The sequence below is a fragment of the Seohaeicola zhoushanensis genome, from assembly GCF_014656415.1.
In the GTDB taxonomy this organism is placed as follows: Bacteria; Pseudomonadota; Alphaproteobacteria; order Rhodobacterales; family Rhodobacteraceae; genus Seohaeicola_A; species Seohaeicola_A zhoushanensis.
Genome location: NZ_BNCJ01000002.1, coordinates 193,927 through 210,941, shown reverse-complemented (window position 1 = coordinate 210,941; position 17,015 = coordinate 193,927). Strand labels below are relative to the sequence as shown.

20 protein-coding genes are annotated in these 17,015 nt (G+C 67.2%); 15 read left to right on the top strand and 5 right to left on the bottom strand.

Annotated elements, in window-relative coordinates; all coding sequences use genetic code 11:
* Positions 1-196: 196 nt before the first annotated feature.
* Both IE266_RS05040 and IE266_RS05035 read right to left on the bottom strand, forming a co-directional pair.
* Positions 197-1,939, bottom strand: coding sequence for a heparinase II/III family protein (locus tag IE266_RS05040; RefSeq protein WP_189678952.1), 1,743 nt, complete (start codon positions 1,937-1,939; stop codon positions 197-199).
* Between the two features lie 101 nt (positions 1,940-2,040).
* The gene (locus tag IE266_RS05035) at positions 2,041-3,315 is read right to left on the bottom strand and encodes an RsmB/NOP family class I SAM-dependent RNA methyltransferase (RefSeq protein WP_268249744.1); all 1,275 of its coding nucleotides are present in this window, start codon (positions 3,313-3,315) and stop codon (positions 2,041-2,043) included.
* A gap of 66 nt (positions 3,316-3,381) precedes the next feature.
* On the opposite strand from IE266_RS05035, the gene IE266_RS05030 reads away from it, so the two are divergent.
* Positions 3,382-3,564 (top strand): DUF1674 domain-containing protein, encoded by a 183-nt coding sequence (locus IE266_RS05030; protein ID WP_189678951.1) that lies wholly within the window; start codon positions 3,382-3,384, stop codon positions 3,562-3,564.
* Between the two features lie 4 nt (positions 3,565-3,568).
* On the opposite strand, the gene IE266_RS05025 is transcribed toward IE266_RS05030, so the two are convergent.
* Positions 3,569-3,916: a dihydrodipicolinate reductase gene (locus IE266_RS05025; protein WP_189678950.1), complete on the bottom strand. Its 348-nt coding sequence runs from the start codon at positions 3,914-3,916 to the stop codon at positions 3,569-3,571.
* 49 nt (positions 3,917-3,965) lie between these two features.
* Complete coding sequence (locus IE266_RS05020; RefSeq protein ID WP_189678949.1) at positions 3,966-4,862, bottom strand: AraC family transcriptional regulator; 897 nt, start codon at positions 4,860-4,862, stop codon at positions 3,966-3,968.
* 99 nt (positions 4,863-4,961) lie between these two features.
* Between IE266_RS05020 and IE266_RS05015 the strand changes: the two genes are divergently transcribed.
* Positions 4,962-5,726: an SDR family oxidoreductase gene (locus IE266_RS05015; protein ID WP_189678948.1), complete on the top strand. Its 765-nt coding sequence runs from the start codon at positions 4,962-4,964 to the stop codon at positions 5,724-5,726.
* Here IE266_RS05015 and dapB read toward each other — a convergent pair.
* Positions 5,696-6,505: a 4-hydroxy-tetrahydrodipicolinate reductase gene (gene dapB / locus IE266_RS05010; protein ID WP_189678947.1), complete on the bottom strand. Its 810-nt coding sequence runs from the start codon at positions 6,503-6,505 to the stop codon at positions 5,696-5,698. The genes IE266_RS05015 and dapB overlap by 31 nt on opposite strands.
* Positions 6,506-6,590: 85 nt before the next feature.
* Between dapB and rbfA the strand changes: the two genes are divergently transcribed.
* The 13 genes from rbfA (at position 6,591) to IE266_RS04945 (ending at position 16,907) form a co-directional block, all read left to right on the top strand.
* Positions 6,591-6,986 carry a 30S ribosome-binding factor RbfA gene (rbfA, locus tag IE266_RS05005; protein ID WP_189678946.1) on the top strand — a complete coding sequence of 132 codons (396 nt, stop codon included), beginning with the start codon at positions 6,591-6,593 and terminating at the stop codon, positions 6,984-6,986.
* Positions 6,983-7,717 (top strand): phosphodiester glycosidase family protein, encoded by a 735-nt coding sequence (locus tag IE266_RS05000; RefSeq protein WP_373310505.1) that lies wholly within the window; start codon positions 6,983-6,985, stop codon positions 7,715-7,717. Before rbfA ends, IE266_RS05000 begins: the two co-directional genes overlap by 4 nt.
* A 138-nt stretch (positions 7,718-7,855) precedes the next feature.
* Positions 7,856-8,929, top strand: a complete 1,074-nt coding sequence (locus IE266_RS04995; RefSeq protein ID WP_189678945.1) for a hypothetical protein — start codon at positions 7,856-7,858, stop codon at positions 8,927-8,929.
* Positions 8,930-9,001: 72 nt separating this feature from the next.
* Entirely contained in the window at positions 9,002-9,244 is a 243-nt protein-coding gene (locus tag IE266_RS04990) for a type II toxin-antitoxin system Phd/YefM family antitoxin (protein WP_189678944.1), read from the top strand.
* Positions 9,189-9,659: a hypothetical protein gene (locus tag IE266_RS04985; protein ID WP_189678943.1), complete on the top strand. Its 471-nt coding sequence runs from the start codon at positions 9,189-9,191 to the stop codon at positions 9,657-9,659. The genes IE266_RS04990 and IE266_RS04985 overlap by 56 nt, the downstream gene beginning before the upstream one ends.
* The gene (locus tag IE266_RS04980; protein ID WP_373310504.1) at positions 9,652-10,785 is read left to right on the top strand and encodes a hypothetical protein; all 1,134 of its coding nucleotides are present in this window, start codon (positions 9,652-9,654) and stop codon (positions 10,783-10,785) included. The genes IE266_RS04985 and IE266_RS04980 overlap by 8 nt, the downstream gene beginning before the upstream one ends.
* A 166-nt stretch (positions 10,786-10,951) precedes the next feature.
* Positions 10,952-12,889 carry an ATP-binding protein gene (locus IE266_RS04975; protein WP_189678942.1) on the top strand — a complete coding sequence of 646 codons (1,938 nt, stop codon included), beginning with the start codon at positions 10,952-10,954 and terminating at the stop codon, positions 12,887-12,889.
* 61 nt (positions 12,890-12,950) lie between these two features.
* Entirely contained in the window at positions 12,951-13,625 is a 675-nt protein-coding gene (locus tag IE266_RS04970; RefSeq protein ID WP_189678941.1) for a hypothetical protein, read from the top strand.
* A 116-nt stretch (positions 13,626-13,741) separates the two neighbouring features.
* Positions 13,742-14,074 carry a hypothetical protein gene (locus IE266_RS04965; protein ID WP_189678940.1) on the top strand — a complete coding sequence of 111 codons (333 nt, stop codon included), beginning with the start codon at positions 13,742-13,744 and terminating at the stop codon, positions 14,072-14,074.
* A gap of 100 nt (positions 14,075-14,174) precedes the next feature.
* Positions 14,175-14,627, top strand: a complete 453-nt coding sequence (locus IE266_RS04960; protein ID WP_189678939.1) for an endonuclease domain-containing protein — start codon at positions 14,175-14,177, stop codon at positions 14,625-14,627.
* The gene (locus IE266_RS04955) at positions 14,624-15,970 is read left to right on the top strand and encodes a DUF6638 family protein (RefSeq protein ID WP_189678938.1); all 1,347 of its coding nucleotides are present in this window, start codon (positions 14,624-14,626) and stop codon (positions 15,968-15,970) included. The genes IE266_RS04960 and IE266_RS04955 overlap by 4 nt, the downstream gene beginning before the upstream one ends.
* Before the next feature lie 3 nt (positions 15,971-15,973).
* Positions 15,974-16,249, top strand: a complete 276-nt coding sequence (locus IE266_RS04950; protein WP_189678937.1) for a hypothetical protein — start codon at positions 15,974-15,976, stop codon at positions 16,247-16,249.
* A gap of 7 nt (positions 16,250-16,256) precedes the next feature.
* Positions 16,257-16,907, top strand: a complete 651-nt coding sequence (locus tag IE266_RS04945; protein ID WP_189678936.1) for a DUF1523 family protein — start codon at positions 16,257-16,259, stop codon at positions 16,905-16,907.
* Positions 16,908-17,015: the final 108 nt, after the last annotated feature.

Sequence of the window (17,015 nt, the reverse complement as noted above, 5' to 3'; positions counted from 1 at the left end):
AGAGCATCTGCGCGGCAGAGTTAACCGCCTTTCTTGTCGCGCCAGTTGTTCCGTCGGCGCCGAAATCCGTCGCGGATTTCGGACCGTTTTCCGGCGAGGAAAACGGCGCGGCGGTTGGGCCGGTTCGTGATCGCGCCGGGGCGCAGGCGAAATCCTCGCAGGATTTCGGCCGTTTTCCGCGCCGGAAAACGGCGGCTCAGCTCTCGAAGACCGGCTCGTCGCGCGCCAGGTCGCGCACCGCCACCGCCGTCTCATGCGCCTTGGCCAGCGTCCAGCGCACCCGCGTGGCATGGCCGACCGCCCGCCCCGAGACCACGATCTGCCGCGTGGCGCGCGGCTTGAGGCGGCCGTTCTCGAGGTAGACGCTCGGCTCCAGCGCCAGGTCGAAGGCCCCATCGTGGCGGAACACCCAGATCTCGCCGCTCTTCAGCGCCATGGAGACCGCCGCGCCGCCGAGGTCGAGCGTGGCGTCGACATCGGGATGCAGGTGCAGGCGGATGTCGAAGCCGATCCCGGCGAGGTTCACGGCATCCATCGCCTTGTCAAAGCGGCGCTTGTCCGCATCTTCGAGCGCCAGCAGCATGTCCTCGCCCGCCATGCCGCGCCCGTCGAAGGCCAGCTCGAGCGTGCGTGCATGGGTCAGGCCGAAGTTCTTCACATAGCCGTCATGGCCGCCGCGAAAGCGCAGCCCGTCGGCCATGTCCGAAAGCTCGATCGGCACCCTGGTCGCGGTGTCGCGCAGTGACTCGATGCCCGGATCGCGCGGGTCGGCGACGAGACGGCCGCTGGAATAGCCCTCGATGCAGAGCGTCGAATGCGAGGGCGTTGCCCGCCCTGCCCGGCGCCATTCCGCGCCGAAGGAGACGCCCGAGCCGCAGTTGACCACCAGCGGCCGCCGGCCCGAGGTCAGCTCGAAGGCCAGGGTCGAGGCATGGGCATTGCCCGCCGCCGCGCCCGAGGGCGGCACCGCCGCGTCGATGATGACGCTGGTGCGCCGCGCGCTCATCCTGGCATAGCCCATCGACAGGCCCTTCGGCTCGCCCGGCTTGACGTGGCTGGCCGCCAGCGCGTGGTCGAGCCGCCCTTCCAGCCCGCGCCCGCCGCCGTGGAACCGGGCCAGCCCGCCGTCGGCATGGCGCAGCGCGCGCAGGGTCGGCGCGATCCGCTCGATCGCCGCGGTATGGGCGTGCGGCGCGCCCCGGCCCACCTCGTGCAGCACCGCGGCGGCCCAGTTCAGCAGGGTGAAGACCTCGAGCAGCTCTTCGGGGTTGCGCGTCGGCAGGCCGCCCTGGGCGTCGATCTGTGTGGCGCATTCCTGCGCCAGCGCCTTGACCGCCGGATCGGCCATCTCCTCGCGCCCCTCCAGCGAGAGGCCCGAGAAGACCAGCCCGGTCAGCGCCTCGAAACGCGCCAGGCCCGGCGCGGCGGCGTTCCAGCGTTTCGACAGGAACCAGGTCTGCGCGGCCAGCGCGCGGAAAAAGGCCTCGCTCTGCTCGCGGCTCTGCCCGCGCAGCAGGAAGATGGCGTGGTTGATCCAGCGGATCACCCGGCGTCCGGTCAGGTCGGGCGTCCAGCCCGGCCCGGTGCCGTTGCCATAGGCCTCGATCCAGCCCCAGAGCCAGCGTTGCGCCTTGGCGCGCGCCGCCATGTCGCCCACCGCGGCAAGATCGTCGAGCCAGGCGAAGCCGTGGCGCTCGCGGTCGAAGGCGGCGGTCGGGGCCTCGACCTCCCACAGACCGGTGTTCGGGCTTTCGACCAGGTAGCCGGCGAAGAGGATATTGCCCGCGATCAGTTGCCGGCCCCGCGCGAAACTGCCCACGGTGCGCGGTTCGGGCTGCGAGACGAAGCCCTTGACCGCCTTCTGCCGGCTGCTCATGCGCGCGTAGAGGCGGTTCAGGAACCGCAACCGCCGTCCGGCAAGGGTATCGGGGGTCGACATGCGCTCTGCCTCTCACGCTCTCCGGCGTCTTTCGGGCAGCATATCGTCAAAGCGGCTGCAAGTCACCGCTGTTTCGCCCCGCCCGAAACGGGCGGCGGCGATCAGCCGGACTTGCGCAGGCAGGCGATGTAGAAGCCGTCCATGCCGCCGCGCTCGGGCCAGTAGTCGGGACGCAGCCGCAGCCCGCCCTCCTCGGTCAGCCATTGCGGGTGGACGCCGGGCAGGCCCAGCGCCGCGCGGTCGGCGCGCATGTCGGGATAGGCGGCGAGCGCCTCCTCGACCTGCACCTCGCCTTCGTCGGGGATCAGCGAGCAGGTGCAATAGACCAGCCGTCCGCCGGGGCGCACCAGCGTCCAGGCATGGGCCAGCATCTGCGACTGCAGCTCGATCAGCCCGCCGATCTCGTCGCCGACACGGGCGTGCGGCAGGTCGGGGTGGCGTCGGATCGTGCCGGTTGCGGAACAGGGCGCGTCGAGCAGCACGGCGTCATACTGGCCCTGGTGCTCCAGCGCGTCGCCGACGACGACCTGCGCCGACAGGCCGGTGCGGACGAGGTTGGCCTGCAACCGCTTCAGCCGCTGGTCGGAGAGGTCGAGCGCCGTGACCTCGGCCCCGGCGGCGGCGAGCTGCATGGTCTTGCCGCCCGGCGCGGCGCAGAGGTCGAGCACCCGCTCGCCCGGTTGCGCGTCGAGGATGCGCGCGGGCAGCGCGGCGGCGGCATCCTGCACCCACCAGTCGCCGCTGTCATAGCCCGGCAGCGCGGTGATCTGGCCCGGCTGGGCCAGCCGGAGCGAGCCGGTCGGCAGCAGCTCGGCGCCGGGGATCTCGACTGTCGCCGCCGGTTTCAGCGTGAGGTCGAGCGGCGCACCGGCGAAATGGGCGGCTTCCATGGCGTTGACCGCGGGCGTGCCCCAGGCGTCGATCAGCGGGCCGCGCAGCCAGTCAGGCAGGCGGGGCACGCGCAGGGCGTTCCAGGCCTCGGGCCCTTCGGCGGCGATCTTGCGCAGCACGGCGTTGACCAGCCCCTTGAGGCCCGCCGTGGCGCGGTCGGCGCCGACAAGGCCGACCATCGCGTTGACCACCCCATGCGCGGCCTCGCCGGCGCAGAGTTCCACCGTGCCGACGCGCAGCGCGTTCTTCACCGTCAGCGGCGGCGGCTTGCGCAGGTATTTCGCCAGCATCCGGTCGGCGCGTTCCAGCCCGCGCAGCGTGTCGAGCGCCAGCCGGTTTGCCCGCGCGCGGTCGGCCGGGTCGAGCCCGTCAAGCGCGCCGAAGCCCTGCAATTCGGACATCAGGCGGTGTTGCTCGCCCAGCACCTGGTCGAGCAGGTAGATCGCTCCGGCCCTTGCGCCGGTAATGGTCTTGTTGTCTTTCAACGCGCTGGAACCTTGCCCCTCGGGAAGAGCGGCCTATAACAGGGCAGTCCCTGCAAAGGAAGCCAAATGAGCGACGAAGCCCGCCCCGATCTGCCCCCTGCCGCCCAGCGCGCGCTGGCCGAGGCCGCGGAACGCCGCAAGGCCGCCGAGGCCGCGCCGAAGCCACCGAAGGAACTTGGCGGGCGCGACGGCCCCGATCCGGCCCGCTATGGCGACTGGGAGAAGAAGGGCATCGCCATCGACTTCTGAACGGTCAGTCGTTCAGACGGAATTCGGCCGAGGGCCCCTTGCCCCTGTCCGAGGTGAAGCGGATGCGGCTGCCCTTCACCCGCACCTCCTGGCAGTTGTAACCGAGATCGTCGCCGCCCCAGTTCAGGTCGCGGCAGAAGTAGCCGTCCTGCCAGGTCCAGCGGCCCGAGACCTCCCAGCGCGCGCCGGTGCCGCTGATGGTGCCGGCGGGCGAGACCTCCAGCCGGATTAGCGGGCGGGTCAGTGTCTTGCCTGCGACGAGCGCGCGGAACTGCTCGGCGTCGGCAATCTTGGCGTATTCGGCCTGCGCCGGGGTGGCGCAGAGGAGCATGAGCGAGAACGGCTTGAGCATGGCATCGGTCCGATTTCTGTGACCGATACGGCCGAGCGGCCCGACTGGATCACGCGGCGCGCATGAAACGGCCCGGCGGCTGGCCGACATGGCGACTGAAGGCAGTGCTGAAGGTGCTGGCCGAGCCATACCCGATCCGCCGCGCCACCTCGTCGAGTGGCAGGTGGCCCGCGCGCAGCAGGTCCTTGGCCAGCGCCATGCGCCAGGACAGCAGGTATTCCATCGGGCGCAGGCCGACAGTCCGGGCAAACCGGTCGAAGAAGGCCGAGCGCGACATGCCCGCCGCGCGGGCGAGGTCCGTCACCGTCCAGCCGCGCTCGGCATCGCCGTGCATTGCCCGAAGCGCCTGGGCGATGCGGGCATCGGCGAGACCGCGCAGCAGGCCCGGCGGGGCGTCGCGGCCCGGTTCGGCGCGCAGTGCCTCGATCAGCAGGATCTCGACCAGCCGGGCGAGGATAAGCTCGCGCCCCGCCTCCTGCCGCGTGGCCTCCTCGCCGACCATGCGAACGAGTTCGGTCAGGCGGGGCAGGCCCCGGATATGGATCTGGGCGGGGAGCAGCGCCACCAGCAGCCCGGCATCGGGCGAGCCGAACTCGAAATAACCGCCATAGAGCCGCACGTCGGGCGGGCCGTCGGGGCGGCCGTGCCGTATCTCGTCGATGGTTGCGGGCAACTGGTGGGGATCGACCAGCCGGGGATGGACGAGATCGAAGCCCGACATCTCGAAGGCCGGAGTGGCCGGCAGCAGCACGAAATCACCCGCCTCCAACACCAGCGGCGGCGCGCCCTCGACCGCCAGCCGGCAGCGCCCCTCGGTCACCGCGCAAAAGCCCGGCGCGCCGAAGGTTGCATAGCGCACGCCCCAGCGGCCGGCGCCGCTGATCGTCTTGGCCTGCACGGCGCGGGGGCGCAGCAGCTGTATGACCTGGGAGAGCGGATCGGACATTTTCGGACTATTGCAAAGCAAAACTGGATCATGCGTGGATGATAGTCCTGATCCTGCCGGTTATCTCTGCCCTGTCAACAGCAAAGACAGGAGTTCGACATGCCCACCATCCTCATCACCGGCTGCTCGTCCGGCTACGGACTGGAAACCGCCCGCCGCTTTCTGGACGAAGGCTGGGAGGTGATCGCCACCATGCGCCGCCCCGAGGCCAGCCCCCTGCCCGCCTCGGACCACCTGCGCCTGCTGGCGCTCGATGTGACCAGGGCCGACAGCATCGCGGCAGCCATTGCGGCCGCCGGCCCGCTCGACGCGCTGGTCAACAATGCCGGGATCGGCGTGGTTGGCGCCTTCGAGGCGACGCCGATGGCGCATGTCCGCAGGGTGTTCGACACCAATACCTTCGGCGTGATGGCGATGTGCCAGGCGGTGATCCCGCAGATGCGCGCCCGCCGCGCCGGCACCATCGTCAACGTGACCTCGAGCGTGACGCTGGCGCCGATGCCGCTGGCCGCCGCATACACGGCGAGCAAGATGGCGATCGAGGGCTTTACCGGCTCGCTCGCCCACGAGCTTGGCCATTTCGGGGTGCGCGCGAAGCTGGTCGAGCCGGGCTACGCCCCGACGACGCGCTTTGCCGCCAATACCGACGTGAAGGTCGAGGACCTGATCCCCGAGTCCTATTCGGCCTTTGCCGCCCCCATCTTCGCCGGCTTCGCCAACCCGCCGCTGGTCACCCGCGAGGCGGATGTGGCCGAGGCGGTCTGGCAGGCGGTCGGCGATTCAACCGGGCGCCTGCGCTGGCCGGCGGGGCCGGATGCGGTGGCGCTGGCGGCTCAGAGCCCCAGCACGTCGGCCATGCTGTAGATCCCCGGCGCGCGGCCCTGACCCCAGATCGCGGCCTTGAGCGCGCCGCGCGCGAAGACCGAGCGGTCGGTGGCGATGTGGCGCAGGATGACGCGCTCGCCGGGGGCGAGGAACATGACGTCATGCTCGCCCACGATGTCGCCGCCGCGGATGGCGCTGAAGCCAATGTGGCCCTTCTGGCGCGCGCCGGTGATGCCGTCGCGGCCACGGTCGGCCACGTCCCTGAGCTGAACGCCCCGGCCCGCCGCCGCCGCCTCGCCGAACATCAGAGCGGTGCCCGAGGGCGCGTCGACCTTGTGGTGGTGATGAGACTCGACGATCTCGACGTCGAAATCCTCGTCCAGGGCTTCGGCGATCTTGCGGGTCAACTGGGCCAGCAGGTTCACGCCCAGGCTCATGTTGCCCGAGCGGATGATGACCGCGTGGCGCGCGGCGGGTTCCAGCGCGGCGATCTGCTCCTCGGTCATGCCGGTGGTGCCGATCACGTGGACCGCCCGCGCCTGCGCCGCCAGCGCGGCGAATTCCAGCGTGGCCTCGGGGGTGGTGAAATCGACGATGCCCTGCGCCTTGGCGAAGGCGTCGACAGCCTCGTCCGTCACCGTCACGCCCAGCGCCGGCCCGCCCATGGCGGTGCCGATATCCTGGCCGACCCAGGGGTGGCCCTTGCGTTCCACGGCGCCGACCAGCCGCATCTTGTCGTTCTCGCCGATCATCCTGATCAGCATCTGCCCCATGCGCCCCGAGGCGCCGGTGACAACGAGTCCGGGGGTATGGGTCATGTCGGTCTCCGTTTTTCGCTTATCCGCCGCATAGCGGTTTGCGCGCTCCTTGGCAAAGGGGCTGCGAGAGCGTAGATGGTCGGGCATGTCACGCAACAGAACACATGACGGCGGCGGGCCGTCGCAGCGGCAGCTCCGGGTCGGCGAACTGATCCGACGGGCCCTCTCCGAGGTGCTCGCCCGCGGCGACGTGCACGACCCCGACCTGAACCGCATGTCGATCACCGTCGGCGAGGTCCGCACCTCGCCCGATCTGAAGATCGCCACCGCCTATGTGCTGCCGCTGGGTGGCCGCGGGCAGGAGGACGTGCTCAAGCTGCTCGCCCGCAACAAGGCCGAACTGCGCCGCCAGGTGGCGAGCCGGCTGGCGCTGAAGTTCGCGCCCGAGTTGCGTTTCCAGCTGGACGAGACCTTCGACCGCCTCGACGACACCCGCCGGATGTTCGAACAGGACGCGGTGCGCCGCGACATCGAGGAGTGATCCGGGCGCTTGCGGCGCTCTTCCTCGCCGCCCTCGCCGCACCAGCGGCGGCGGGCTGCCGCGAGGTGAGCTACATGGGCGACGATTACACCGTTTGCGAGGTCGAGATGGAAGGCGCCGACCTGCGGCTGTTCCTGAACGGCCCGGACGGGCGGCCCTATGGCCAGTTCGGCGCGGTGGACCGCGCGCTCGAGGCCGAGGGGCGCGAGCTGGTCTTCGCGATGAATGCCGGCATGTATCACTCCGACCGCTCGCCGGTGGGGCTCTATGTCGAGCACGGGCAGGAAAGCGCGGGCCTCGTCACCCGCGCCGGGCCGGGCAACTTCGGGCTGGTGCCCAACGGCGTCTTCTGCATCGCCGCCGGCCGTGCCGAGGTGATCGAGACCCAGGCCTTCGCCGCCCGCGCGCCCGCCTGCCTCTATGCCACGCAATCCGGGCCGATGCTGGTGATCGGCGGCCAGCTGCACCCGCGGTTCCTGCGCGACAGCGACTCGCGCTATGTGCGCAACGGCGTCGGCACCAGCGCCGACGGCCGCCGCGCGGTCTTTGCCATCTCGCAGCGCGCGGTCACCTTCCACACCTTCGGCAGCTTCTTCCGCGACCACCTGCGCACGCCGAACGCGCTCTATCTCGACGGCAGCATCTCGCGCCTCTACGCGCCCGAGCTGGGCCGCAGCGATGTCGGCTTTGCCATGGGGCCGATCGTCGGGCTGGTGGCGCCGCGCAACTAGTCGGCGCGCGATTGCTCTCTTTCCTTTCAAGGTCCGTTTTGCGAAACTCGCGCCAAGGAACCGCTCCGGCGGCAATGGAATTTACCATGACAGGGCCCATATTGGCCTGACGATTTCGATCAACGGGAGTGTTTGAGAATGGCCGACTTCGACGCATTGGTACGCGACTCTCAGGCGAAGGTGGCCAAGAGCCAGGCCGAGATCCAGGCGATGACCAGCCGGATCGAGGCGGCGCGCGCCAAGATCGAGGCCGGAGAATCCGACATCGACATCGAGAACGCGACGCTCGACGACGTGCACAAGCATACCGACGTGATGAACGCCAACATCGCCGAGCTGATCATGGGCCTCGACGACGTCACCAGCGCCTTTTCCCGCGATTTCGACGAGATGCGCAACAAGACCGGCTGGGAGAGCTTCGTCGGCATCTTCTCCAAGGCCAAGTCGGATTCGATGCGGCAGGAGCGGATGCGCATGGCCAGCATCGACGACAAGCTGCAGGACCTGATCTCCAAGTCGGACGTGATCGTCAAGCTGCTCGACGGGCAGCTCGCCATGCTGGAGCAGCAGAAGACCAAGGTGGGCGCGAACCTCTCGACCACGCTGGACGAGCGCGAGGCGGTGGTGGGCGAGCTGGAGACGCTGCGCGCCGATATCCTGGCGATGGACCCCAAGATCATCGAGCTGGAGAACAAGATCAGCATGGAGCAGGACGCCGCGGCGCGCACCAAGCTGGAGACGGAACTGGCCGAACTGAACGCGCAATACAACGAGATGGTGCAGCAGGAGCAGGTCAAGCTCGCCAAGAGCCAGACGCTGGAGCGCTATATCGAGAAGGGCAAGACCTGGGTCGACTCGCTGCAGAACCAGGCGGCGACGCAGATGGTGCTGATCAACAAGCTGCAGACCGACACCAAGCAGCGGGTGGTGCTGTATGACGCGCTGTCAAAGTCGCTGAAGACCGCCCAGCAGCAGGACGTCGCCCACCGCATCAACGAGATCGGCGTGAAGACCGACCAGGAGGCCCAGACCGCCATGGCCACCATCGGCACCGCCACCAACCAGAAGATGGCCGACATGCTGGAAGCGCACGAGGGCCACATGGTCTTTGCCCGCGAGGTGCTGGAGGCCAAGGCCAAGGCCGACGAACGCTTTGCCCGCCGCTTTGCGGCGATTGTCGAGAAGCATGACAAGAACCTCTATGGCGAGTGAGGACAGCTTGTAGGATCCCGAAAAATCCCTAAATTAGCTAATATCGGTAATTTAGGGATTACGGAGGCGGATATGCGGGAATACTCCTCGACCGAACTTGCCAACAACACCGGCGACGTGCTGTCGGCCGCCGCACAGGAGGCCGTGGAAATCACCCGGCATGGCAAGCCGCGCTTCGTGCTCATGAGCCGCGAACGCTATGAGCGGCTGATCGCCGGAAGCGATACGCGCCACGCGGTGCGCAACGAGGATCTGACCGATGCCGAAGCCGGGCAGCTCATCGCGGCGCTGGAAGATTCGATCAGAAATGACTGATGGCGCGCAACACGGCGATGTCTGGAACTATCCCTATCTTCGGGCCAGGCAGGCGCGTAAGGGCGAGTCCGGGGGCAGGAAGTCCCGCCCCTGCGTCCTTGCCGTGACGATCGGCAAGGCAGAGGGGCGGACATGGGTCGTCCTGCTCGCGGTCACGACGCAGCCGCCCGCGCCGGATGCCCATGCTCTCGAAGTTCCCGAGACGGAAAAGCGCCGCGCCGGTCTCGACACCGGGCGACCCATGTGGGTGATCCTGGACGAACATAACAGGGATATCGTGGAAACCTCCTTCTACTTCGAGCCGCAGGGGAAGATCGGCCGCATCGGCGCCCCTTTCCTCAAGCAGGTCCAGGCCGAATTCATCAAGGCGTTGAGGGAACGGCGCTCTCTCGCGGTCGGGCGTGCGGATGCCTGAGAACATCACCAACCTCGCCGACGATCACACCGGCCTGTCGGACACTTTCGTCAGCCGCCGCTACTTCCAGAAGTTCGAGACGATCATGTCCCATCTGGGCCGGGTCGGCGGGACGATGGAGGCCGAGGGCAAGCTGACGCGCGAGGAGGTCACGATCCTCACGCGCTACATGGTGGCGCTCACCTACACCTTTCGCGCGCTCAGCCTGAAATACCTGATGGTGGGCCGCGACACCGGGAGGTTCTTCGGTTCGCTGACCATCGACACCTCGGACAGCGGCTTCCCGGTCGCCTCGGAGCTGATGACGATGGCGAATGATGCGCAACAGGCGGCCTCGCACCTGGCCGGGATGCCCTCGGAGGAGCAACTCAAGGAAGAGATGGTGCGCACCATCATCGGCGAGCGCGAGATCCCCACCAAGCTGCAGTTCGCCCTGTCGCAGCGGAAGTATTACCAGGAGTTGGTGCGGGGCAGCCTGTTCTGGGTGCAGAACCATCCCGAGAGCCAGTGGATCGGCAATCTCTCGGACGAGCGCCGCCGCTTCCTGCTGCACTGGGCGGCCTATGACACCCAGACCAACCTGCCGGTGATCTACCTGATGGAAGTCGAGGACACCGGGCGCACCGCCCTGCCCAAGGACCAGCGCCGCTGGCCCGAGGTGCAGGCGCACCTGATGGCGCAGGCCCTGGGCGGGCTGAAGCTTTTGACCATCGCCAAGGGGTTCGACGAGGATTTCGACGACCTGCACCCCAAGCGGCTGCGGCGCTGGCACATCGGGCCGATGTATTCCCACGCCTTCACCCACCAGACCGGGCCGCTGCGCCAGGTGCTGGCCGAGGCCGACGCCCCCGAGGGACAGGACTGGGCGCTGGTCTGGACGGTCGAGGAGTTGCAGAGCGAGAGCGTCAAGCAGGAACGCTCGGGCTGGTTCGGCACGGTGGAGCGCGAGGTCTTCGCGCTCGACCCCTTCGCGGGGCGCGGTGCGGATACCGGCGCGACGCTGACGGAGCGCATGATCATCCTGCCGCAGCGGCCGTTCCAGGTGCTGGCCGAGCACAACCCGCCGGGCTTCGCCAGCGTTCGGAAGTTCGTGGTTGGCGAGGGGGGGCGGGTGCTCAGGTATTGACGGTTAGGAAAGGTGCGCCTGAAGGCGCACCCTACGGCACCACGGCATGAACCACGTAGGGTGCGCCTTCAGGCGCACCATTACCGGGAACACCCACCCGGCCCACCGCCGGACCGTCTCCGGTGGGAGTATTTGAGAAGAGAAGAATTACAGGGAGCGCGCCGAGATGAGCCTGAATGCCGACCAGATGGAACTGCGCGAGGAGGACATCCGCAAGCACTATGCGGCGTCAGTGGCCATGCTCGAAGGCTTCGACCATGCGCCGCGCATCGCCAGGGCGACCGCCGCCGCCCCTGCCCCGGAACGCTCGTCCGGCATCGGCACGCGGCGGGCCTTCCGTTCGACCACGCCGGGGCTGGTGACACGGCAGACCGCCCGCCCCGAGGGGGTGCGCCTGCTGGAACGGATCGAGGCGGCCGATGACGGCGACGCCATCGTCTCGACCGGCCAGGCGACCGCGATGAACGCCCTGCGCCGCGCGGTGGCGATCGCGCTGGCGGTGACGGACAATTTCGCCACCGCCACGCCGCTGGCCGACCTCAAGCGCGCCAACCTCGCCGGCAACCTGCCCGCCGCAGGCCGGACCGAGTTTTCCGAACTGCTCGCCGCCGAGGCGCTGGTGGCGCTGCATGTCTTCGGCAATGCGCTGGCCTACCTGCTGTCGTCCCATGCCAGCGAGGTCAGCGTCGAGGTCGGCGAGGTCGAGGAGATCCTGACCGACAACAGCCTGCTGGCCCTGCATGGCGCGCTCTGGGAGCTGGACCAGGACATCGCCACACATGCCAGCGACGACGCCCGGCTGATCGCCACCCTGGCCGCCTTTGCCGAGCAGCTGATGGAGAAGGTCGCCTTGCGCGCCCAGAATGCCGGGCATCTTGGCGCCTTCACCGGGGCGACCTGGAAGGTCGATGCGGATGACCTGACGATCCGCGGCTTCACCCCGGCGTCCAAGGCGAAATCCTCGACGCTGACCATGACCTTCAAGAAGCCGAACGAGGTGGTCGGCAACCATATCGCCAAATACCAGGCGATGAAGCTCAGCAAGATGCTGATGGCCTATGATTTCGAGCGCCGGCTGAACCCCTTTGCGGAACTCGGCGGCTTCATCTTCACCTTCATGGGCGATGGCAAGCCCGGCACCGGCAAGACCACGCTGATCCAGATGATGGCCGGCCTCATCAACGATTACTGCCAGAACGCGGGCTATCCGTTCCGCTACCAGAACCTGAGCGTCGACAATATCGACAGCTACCAGGGCAAGTCGGGGCAGAACGCCAAGGCCTTCATCAACAACGTGCTCGACCCCACGGTGATCGGCTTCGGCACCATCGACGACATCGACCAGCTGGCCGGCAAGCGCGGCGACCGGCAGTCCAGCGCCGGGCAGCTGGAGATCACGGCGGTGCTGATGGAGAGCTTTGCCGGGGCGAACACGGTGGTGCGGGGCAATTGCACCTTCGGCATGTTCTCGAACTACCCCGAGAACGTCGACGACGCCCTGCGCCAGCGCGCCGGGGCGCGGTTCCTGGTCGATGGGCCGCAGACGCGCGAGGATTACATCGACATCCTGTCGCTCCTGATGGGCAAGAACCACTCGATCCCGCTGGGGGCGCATGAGTTGTTTGCCGCGCAGGAGATCAAGAAGGCGGTGGCGGCCAGTTTCGAGAGCCATTCCAGGCCGCATGAGGAGGGGCTGATAGCGGTCTTCGACAAGGTCCACGCGCAGGTCGGCGCGCTGGATACGATTGCCAAGCTGGGGACCTATCTCAAGGCGATCCAGGAAGCCGACGAACGCTTCACGGGGCGCGCGATCAAGAACATCACCGACGCGATCAAGGTGCGGGCGATGGACTTCGAGCTGCCGGACGAATGGATGGAGAACCCCGAGCTGTTCCTGTTCAAATCCTACGACGAGAAGAAGGCGATGATCGCGGAGCTGCGCCAGCCGATCACGGTCGAGATGGTGATCCAGGAGATCAATCGCTATGCCGATTCCGAGTTCCGCTATGCGGACAAGTCGGATGAGGTGGCAATCGACAACATGGTCCGGGAGTTCGGACGAACAGAGGAGGCGAAGAAGAGGTATCTGGAGGGGAAGGCCTGACGCTGGCCTCACCCTTCCAGAGTGAATTTATGAGCAATATTTTATCGGAAAGGATTTCAACATGGCAGTTCCCACCTACCTTCAGCCGCAGCCGCACAAGCTCCGCAAAGGCGAAACGGTTGTCTCGGTGCTGAAATCGAAGGGTTTCCCCGCCAAGGCCGCAGACTGGGTCTTCGGCCTGGATGCCAACAGGAAGCTGCGTACGGACAAAGGCTATAAATCCCACACCGAACTGCAGCCCGGCGATGTGATCCACGTCCCGGTGCTGACCAAGGATCAGATCCACCTGATCATCGAGATGATGATGAAGCTGCAATTCGAGGCCAGTTCGCTGGTCAGGGCCGATGACTTCCAGCAGAGGGTCTATGACACCGAGGACGCGATCAACAAGGCGAACGCGCAGCTGGAACAGATCTGGAGGTCGATGCCCCCGGCGGGGCAGGCGCTGCGCAACTCGGCCGAGGAATGCAAGAAGAAGCTCTATCGCAGCCCGGCCTGGAACGACGTGGTCAAATGCATGACCGAGATCGAGAAGTGGGGCAAGGAGCGCCAGAAGCTCGACAAGGACACGCTGAGCCGGGTCAACCAGCTGGAAAGCACCCTGCGCAAGGCACAGTCCGAACTCTCCTCGGCGCAGACCGTATTGCAACGCCTGACGCAGATCGCGACGAATATCGAGAAACACGCGCAGTCGGTGGAGAACACCCTGCGGCCCTTCGCCTCCAGCAAGTTCTGACGGTTGGAGCGATTGCGCGAATTTCGACACAGCGCGCGGGGGCCCGCCGGCCCCCGCGAAGGCGAGGAGGCGAGGCGCATGCGCCGTTTCGAAGGGACTACAGCGGATACACTCCCATGATCCTCGCCATCGCCCTCCCCATCTTCCTCCTCATGGCCCTCGCCGCCGCTCTGCCCCACCTGCTGCTGCGGCTCTTCCCCGAAACCTTTGCCGGCGTCCTGCTCAACGCAGCCGTCTGCGCCTTGCTGGTGACGGCAATCGCGGCGGGCTATTTCTTTGCCAGCTACCTCGCCCGGAGCACTGCCCTGCTCGACCTTGCCGGGATCGCCCCGGCGGAGACGGTGCTGCATTTCCTGAAGCTGGGCCTGGGGGCGGGTCTGGTCTGGGGGCCGGTTCTGGTGTTGAGTGTCAGCTACACCCCCTCGCGGTGGAAGGAGAACGTCTGGTGAAGGCCCCGGCCATCTGTCCGACACGAGGAAGCGTCGCGCCTCCCCTCCCCCTCGTGGGGAGGGGATGGGGGTGGGGGGCGCTGCCGAAAGGGCGGGCACGATGACCCGGATCGCTCGGCAGACCCGAGCCCATGCGCGTCGGCTCAGGTCGGAGATGACGCCACAGGAGCAGCGGCTCTGGCGCGAGTTGCGCGACCTGAACCGGCGGCTCGGCACGCATTTCCGCCGGCAGGCTCCGGTCGGCCCCTATATCGCCGATTTCGCCGAGCTTGGCCGGCGGCTGGCGATCGAGGCCGATGGCGGCGGGCATGGCGGGCCCGCGGACAAGGCGCGCGACGACTGGTTCGTGGCACAGGGGTTCCGGGTGCTTCGGTTCTGGAACACGGAGATACAAGGGAATATCGACGGCGTGATGCAGACCGTTCTCGAGGCGCTCGACGGGGGCGGCCCCCCTCCCCCATCCCCTCCCCACGAGGGGGAGGGGAGGCGCGGGCCCCTGCGGTCGCGTTCAGACAGAACCGGGGCGGGACAGATCGAGGACAGACAGTCATGAAACGTCTCATCGAAAAGGGCCTGATGTTCGGCAATCTCTACCGCGTGGCCTCGCCCGCGCTGGTGGAGCGCTACAACCGGGCGCTGGAGCATCTGACCGGCAAGCGCACCAAGCTCAGCGATTTCCACATCGACCTGTCGGGCTACTCGCCCGAGATCGGCGATGAATTCGACGACCTGCTCTATCTCAACCACAACGGGGTGAACCGGCAGTTCATCCTGCTGTCGACCGAGCAGAAGTCCTGCCCGCTGCTGAACGTCAAGTTCTCGACCTCGCGCACCATCCTCAAGCAGTTCATCGCGGACAACGAGGCGCAGCTCTTCGCGCTGACGGCGACCGATGCGGTGGCGGGCGAGCTGGTCAATTCGGTCTTCGACATCTCCGAGCCGCGGAAGCTGTTCGAGGTCGCCAAGATCCGTGTCGAATGCGACACCACCGGCGGCACCATCCGCCATGCCGAGAAGCTGACCGAGCTGGTCGGGCGGTTCAAGGCCGAGGAGGATGGCTGGTTCGATGACGTGCTGATCGCCGAGATGATCGGGCTGGCGCAGAAATCGGGCGATATCACCCGCAACCCGGTGCGGCTGAAACGGCAGGACTATGAGCAACCCGACTTCTGGACCGCGCATTTCGGCGGGCTCTACCTGTTCCAGTCGGTGGCGCATCCGGCGGTGATTTCAAGCGGGCCAAAGGAAGAGCTGGGGGCGCTGCCGATCAAGTATGTCTTCGACCTGAAGGACCGCAACCAGATCGCGAAGTTCTTCGACTACAACGACCTGGTCGAGCCTATCGTGAAGGCGCGCGGCATCGATGCGGCGGCGATCCTGGCGCAGAAGATGGATTTCATCGTGATCGACGCGGCCGCCGACCTCGGCCTCGACCTCACCGGGCTGACCCGCGCCGATATCCGCCGTCTGGCGCGGCAGAACGCGCACCGGCTGCCGCGCGAGTATCACGGGCTGCGCGAGCTCTACAAATGGGCGACCGAGGGCGGCGCATGGCCGCGTATCACCTCGGACGACCCGGCCTATTTCTACTCGCTGCGGGCCGCCGACACGCCGCTGCAGGACCTGGTCAACATGTTGCTGGCGAACCTCACGCCGCTCGACATTCGCCAGCTCTTCATCTGCCACAAGGAGCTGTTTTACCGCCTCTACGCCACCTGGCCCGAGGCCAAGCGCGCCTTTGTCGCCGATTTCCTCGCGCGGGAATACCAGGTGGACAAGGCCGGCGCGCGCGCGGCACTCTTCGGACGCGAGCCGGACATGAAGGGCGAGGCGCCCGTTGCCCCGGTGGAAGAGATCGTCCGCAGGGTCGGCCCCTGGGGCGCGGTGAGGAGGTAACGCATGGGCTTTGTCCGGCTGATGTTCCTGGGCCTGATCGCCTGCACGGCGGCCTATCTGCTGATCTCGGTCTATTCCCGCTCGGTCCGGCGCGAGAAGCTGGAAAAACGCTGGGCGGCGGAACACCCGGAAGGGGGTGACCCCGAGGCGCGGGATGCCTATATCGAGACCGGGATGACCGAATACCACCGGGGTTTCCGCAAGAAGCTGATCTGGCTGGTCTACGTGGTGCCGCTGATTGCTCTGCTGGTGGTGCAATATCTGGTGAATTTCGACTGAGGCTGGAATGCGCAAAATCAAATGGGCCCTGATCGCCATCGTGGTGCTGATCGTCGGCGGCTTCCTGCATTACACGCTGCCGCGGCACGATATCGTGCGGGTGGTCAACACCTACCAGGAACGCCAGGAGCTGGGCGACTGGACGCGGATCTTCTGGTCCAAGCCCGATGATCTGTCGGCCGGGCTCATCAACCGCGATGTGCAGTTCATCCAGACCGTCCTGCCCAACGGCAAGCCCCGCGTCTTCCGCAACGAGGATACCGGCTGGTCCTGGCCGCCCTATTTCAAGTTCGACACCGCCAACCTGCTGACCCAGGCCGAAGACCTGAAGTCTACGGCGGATGCGCCCAAGTGGGCGGTCGTCACCTTCTATGGCTGGCGCAACGAATGGCTGACGGTCTTTCCCAACGCGATCTCCATCAAGCCGGTGGCCGGGCCCGACGTGACCGTGATCCCATGGTTCAACATCTTCTTCTTCGTCTTCCTGCTGGTGGCCTTCCTGTTCCTGCGGGCGGTCTGGCTGCAATTCCGCGAGCGCACGATCGACCCGGCGCTGGAAGAGGTCGAGGAACGCTGGGACGCGGTCGAGGACCGCGTGGCCGAGCGGCGCGGGCGGCTGAGCCGCTGGCTCGACACCTGGCGCAGCAAGAAACGATAAATCCGCACCTCGCGGGAACCGAATTCCGGATGCGACGTTGACTGCATGACCCGGCCATTACGCCGGATCGCTTACCTGTCCCATCCGGGAAGTCCCGCCCGGACCTCG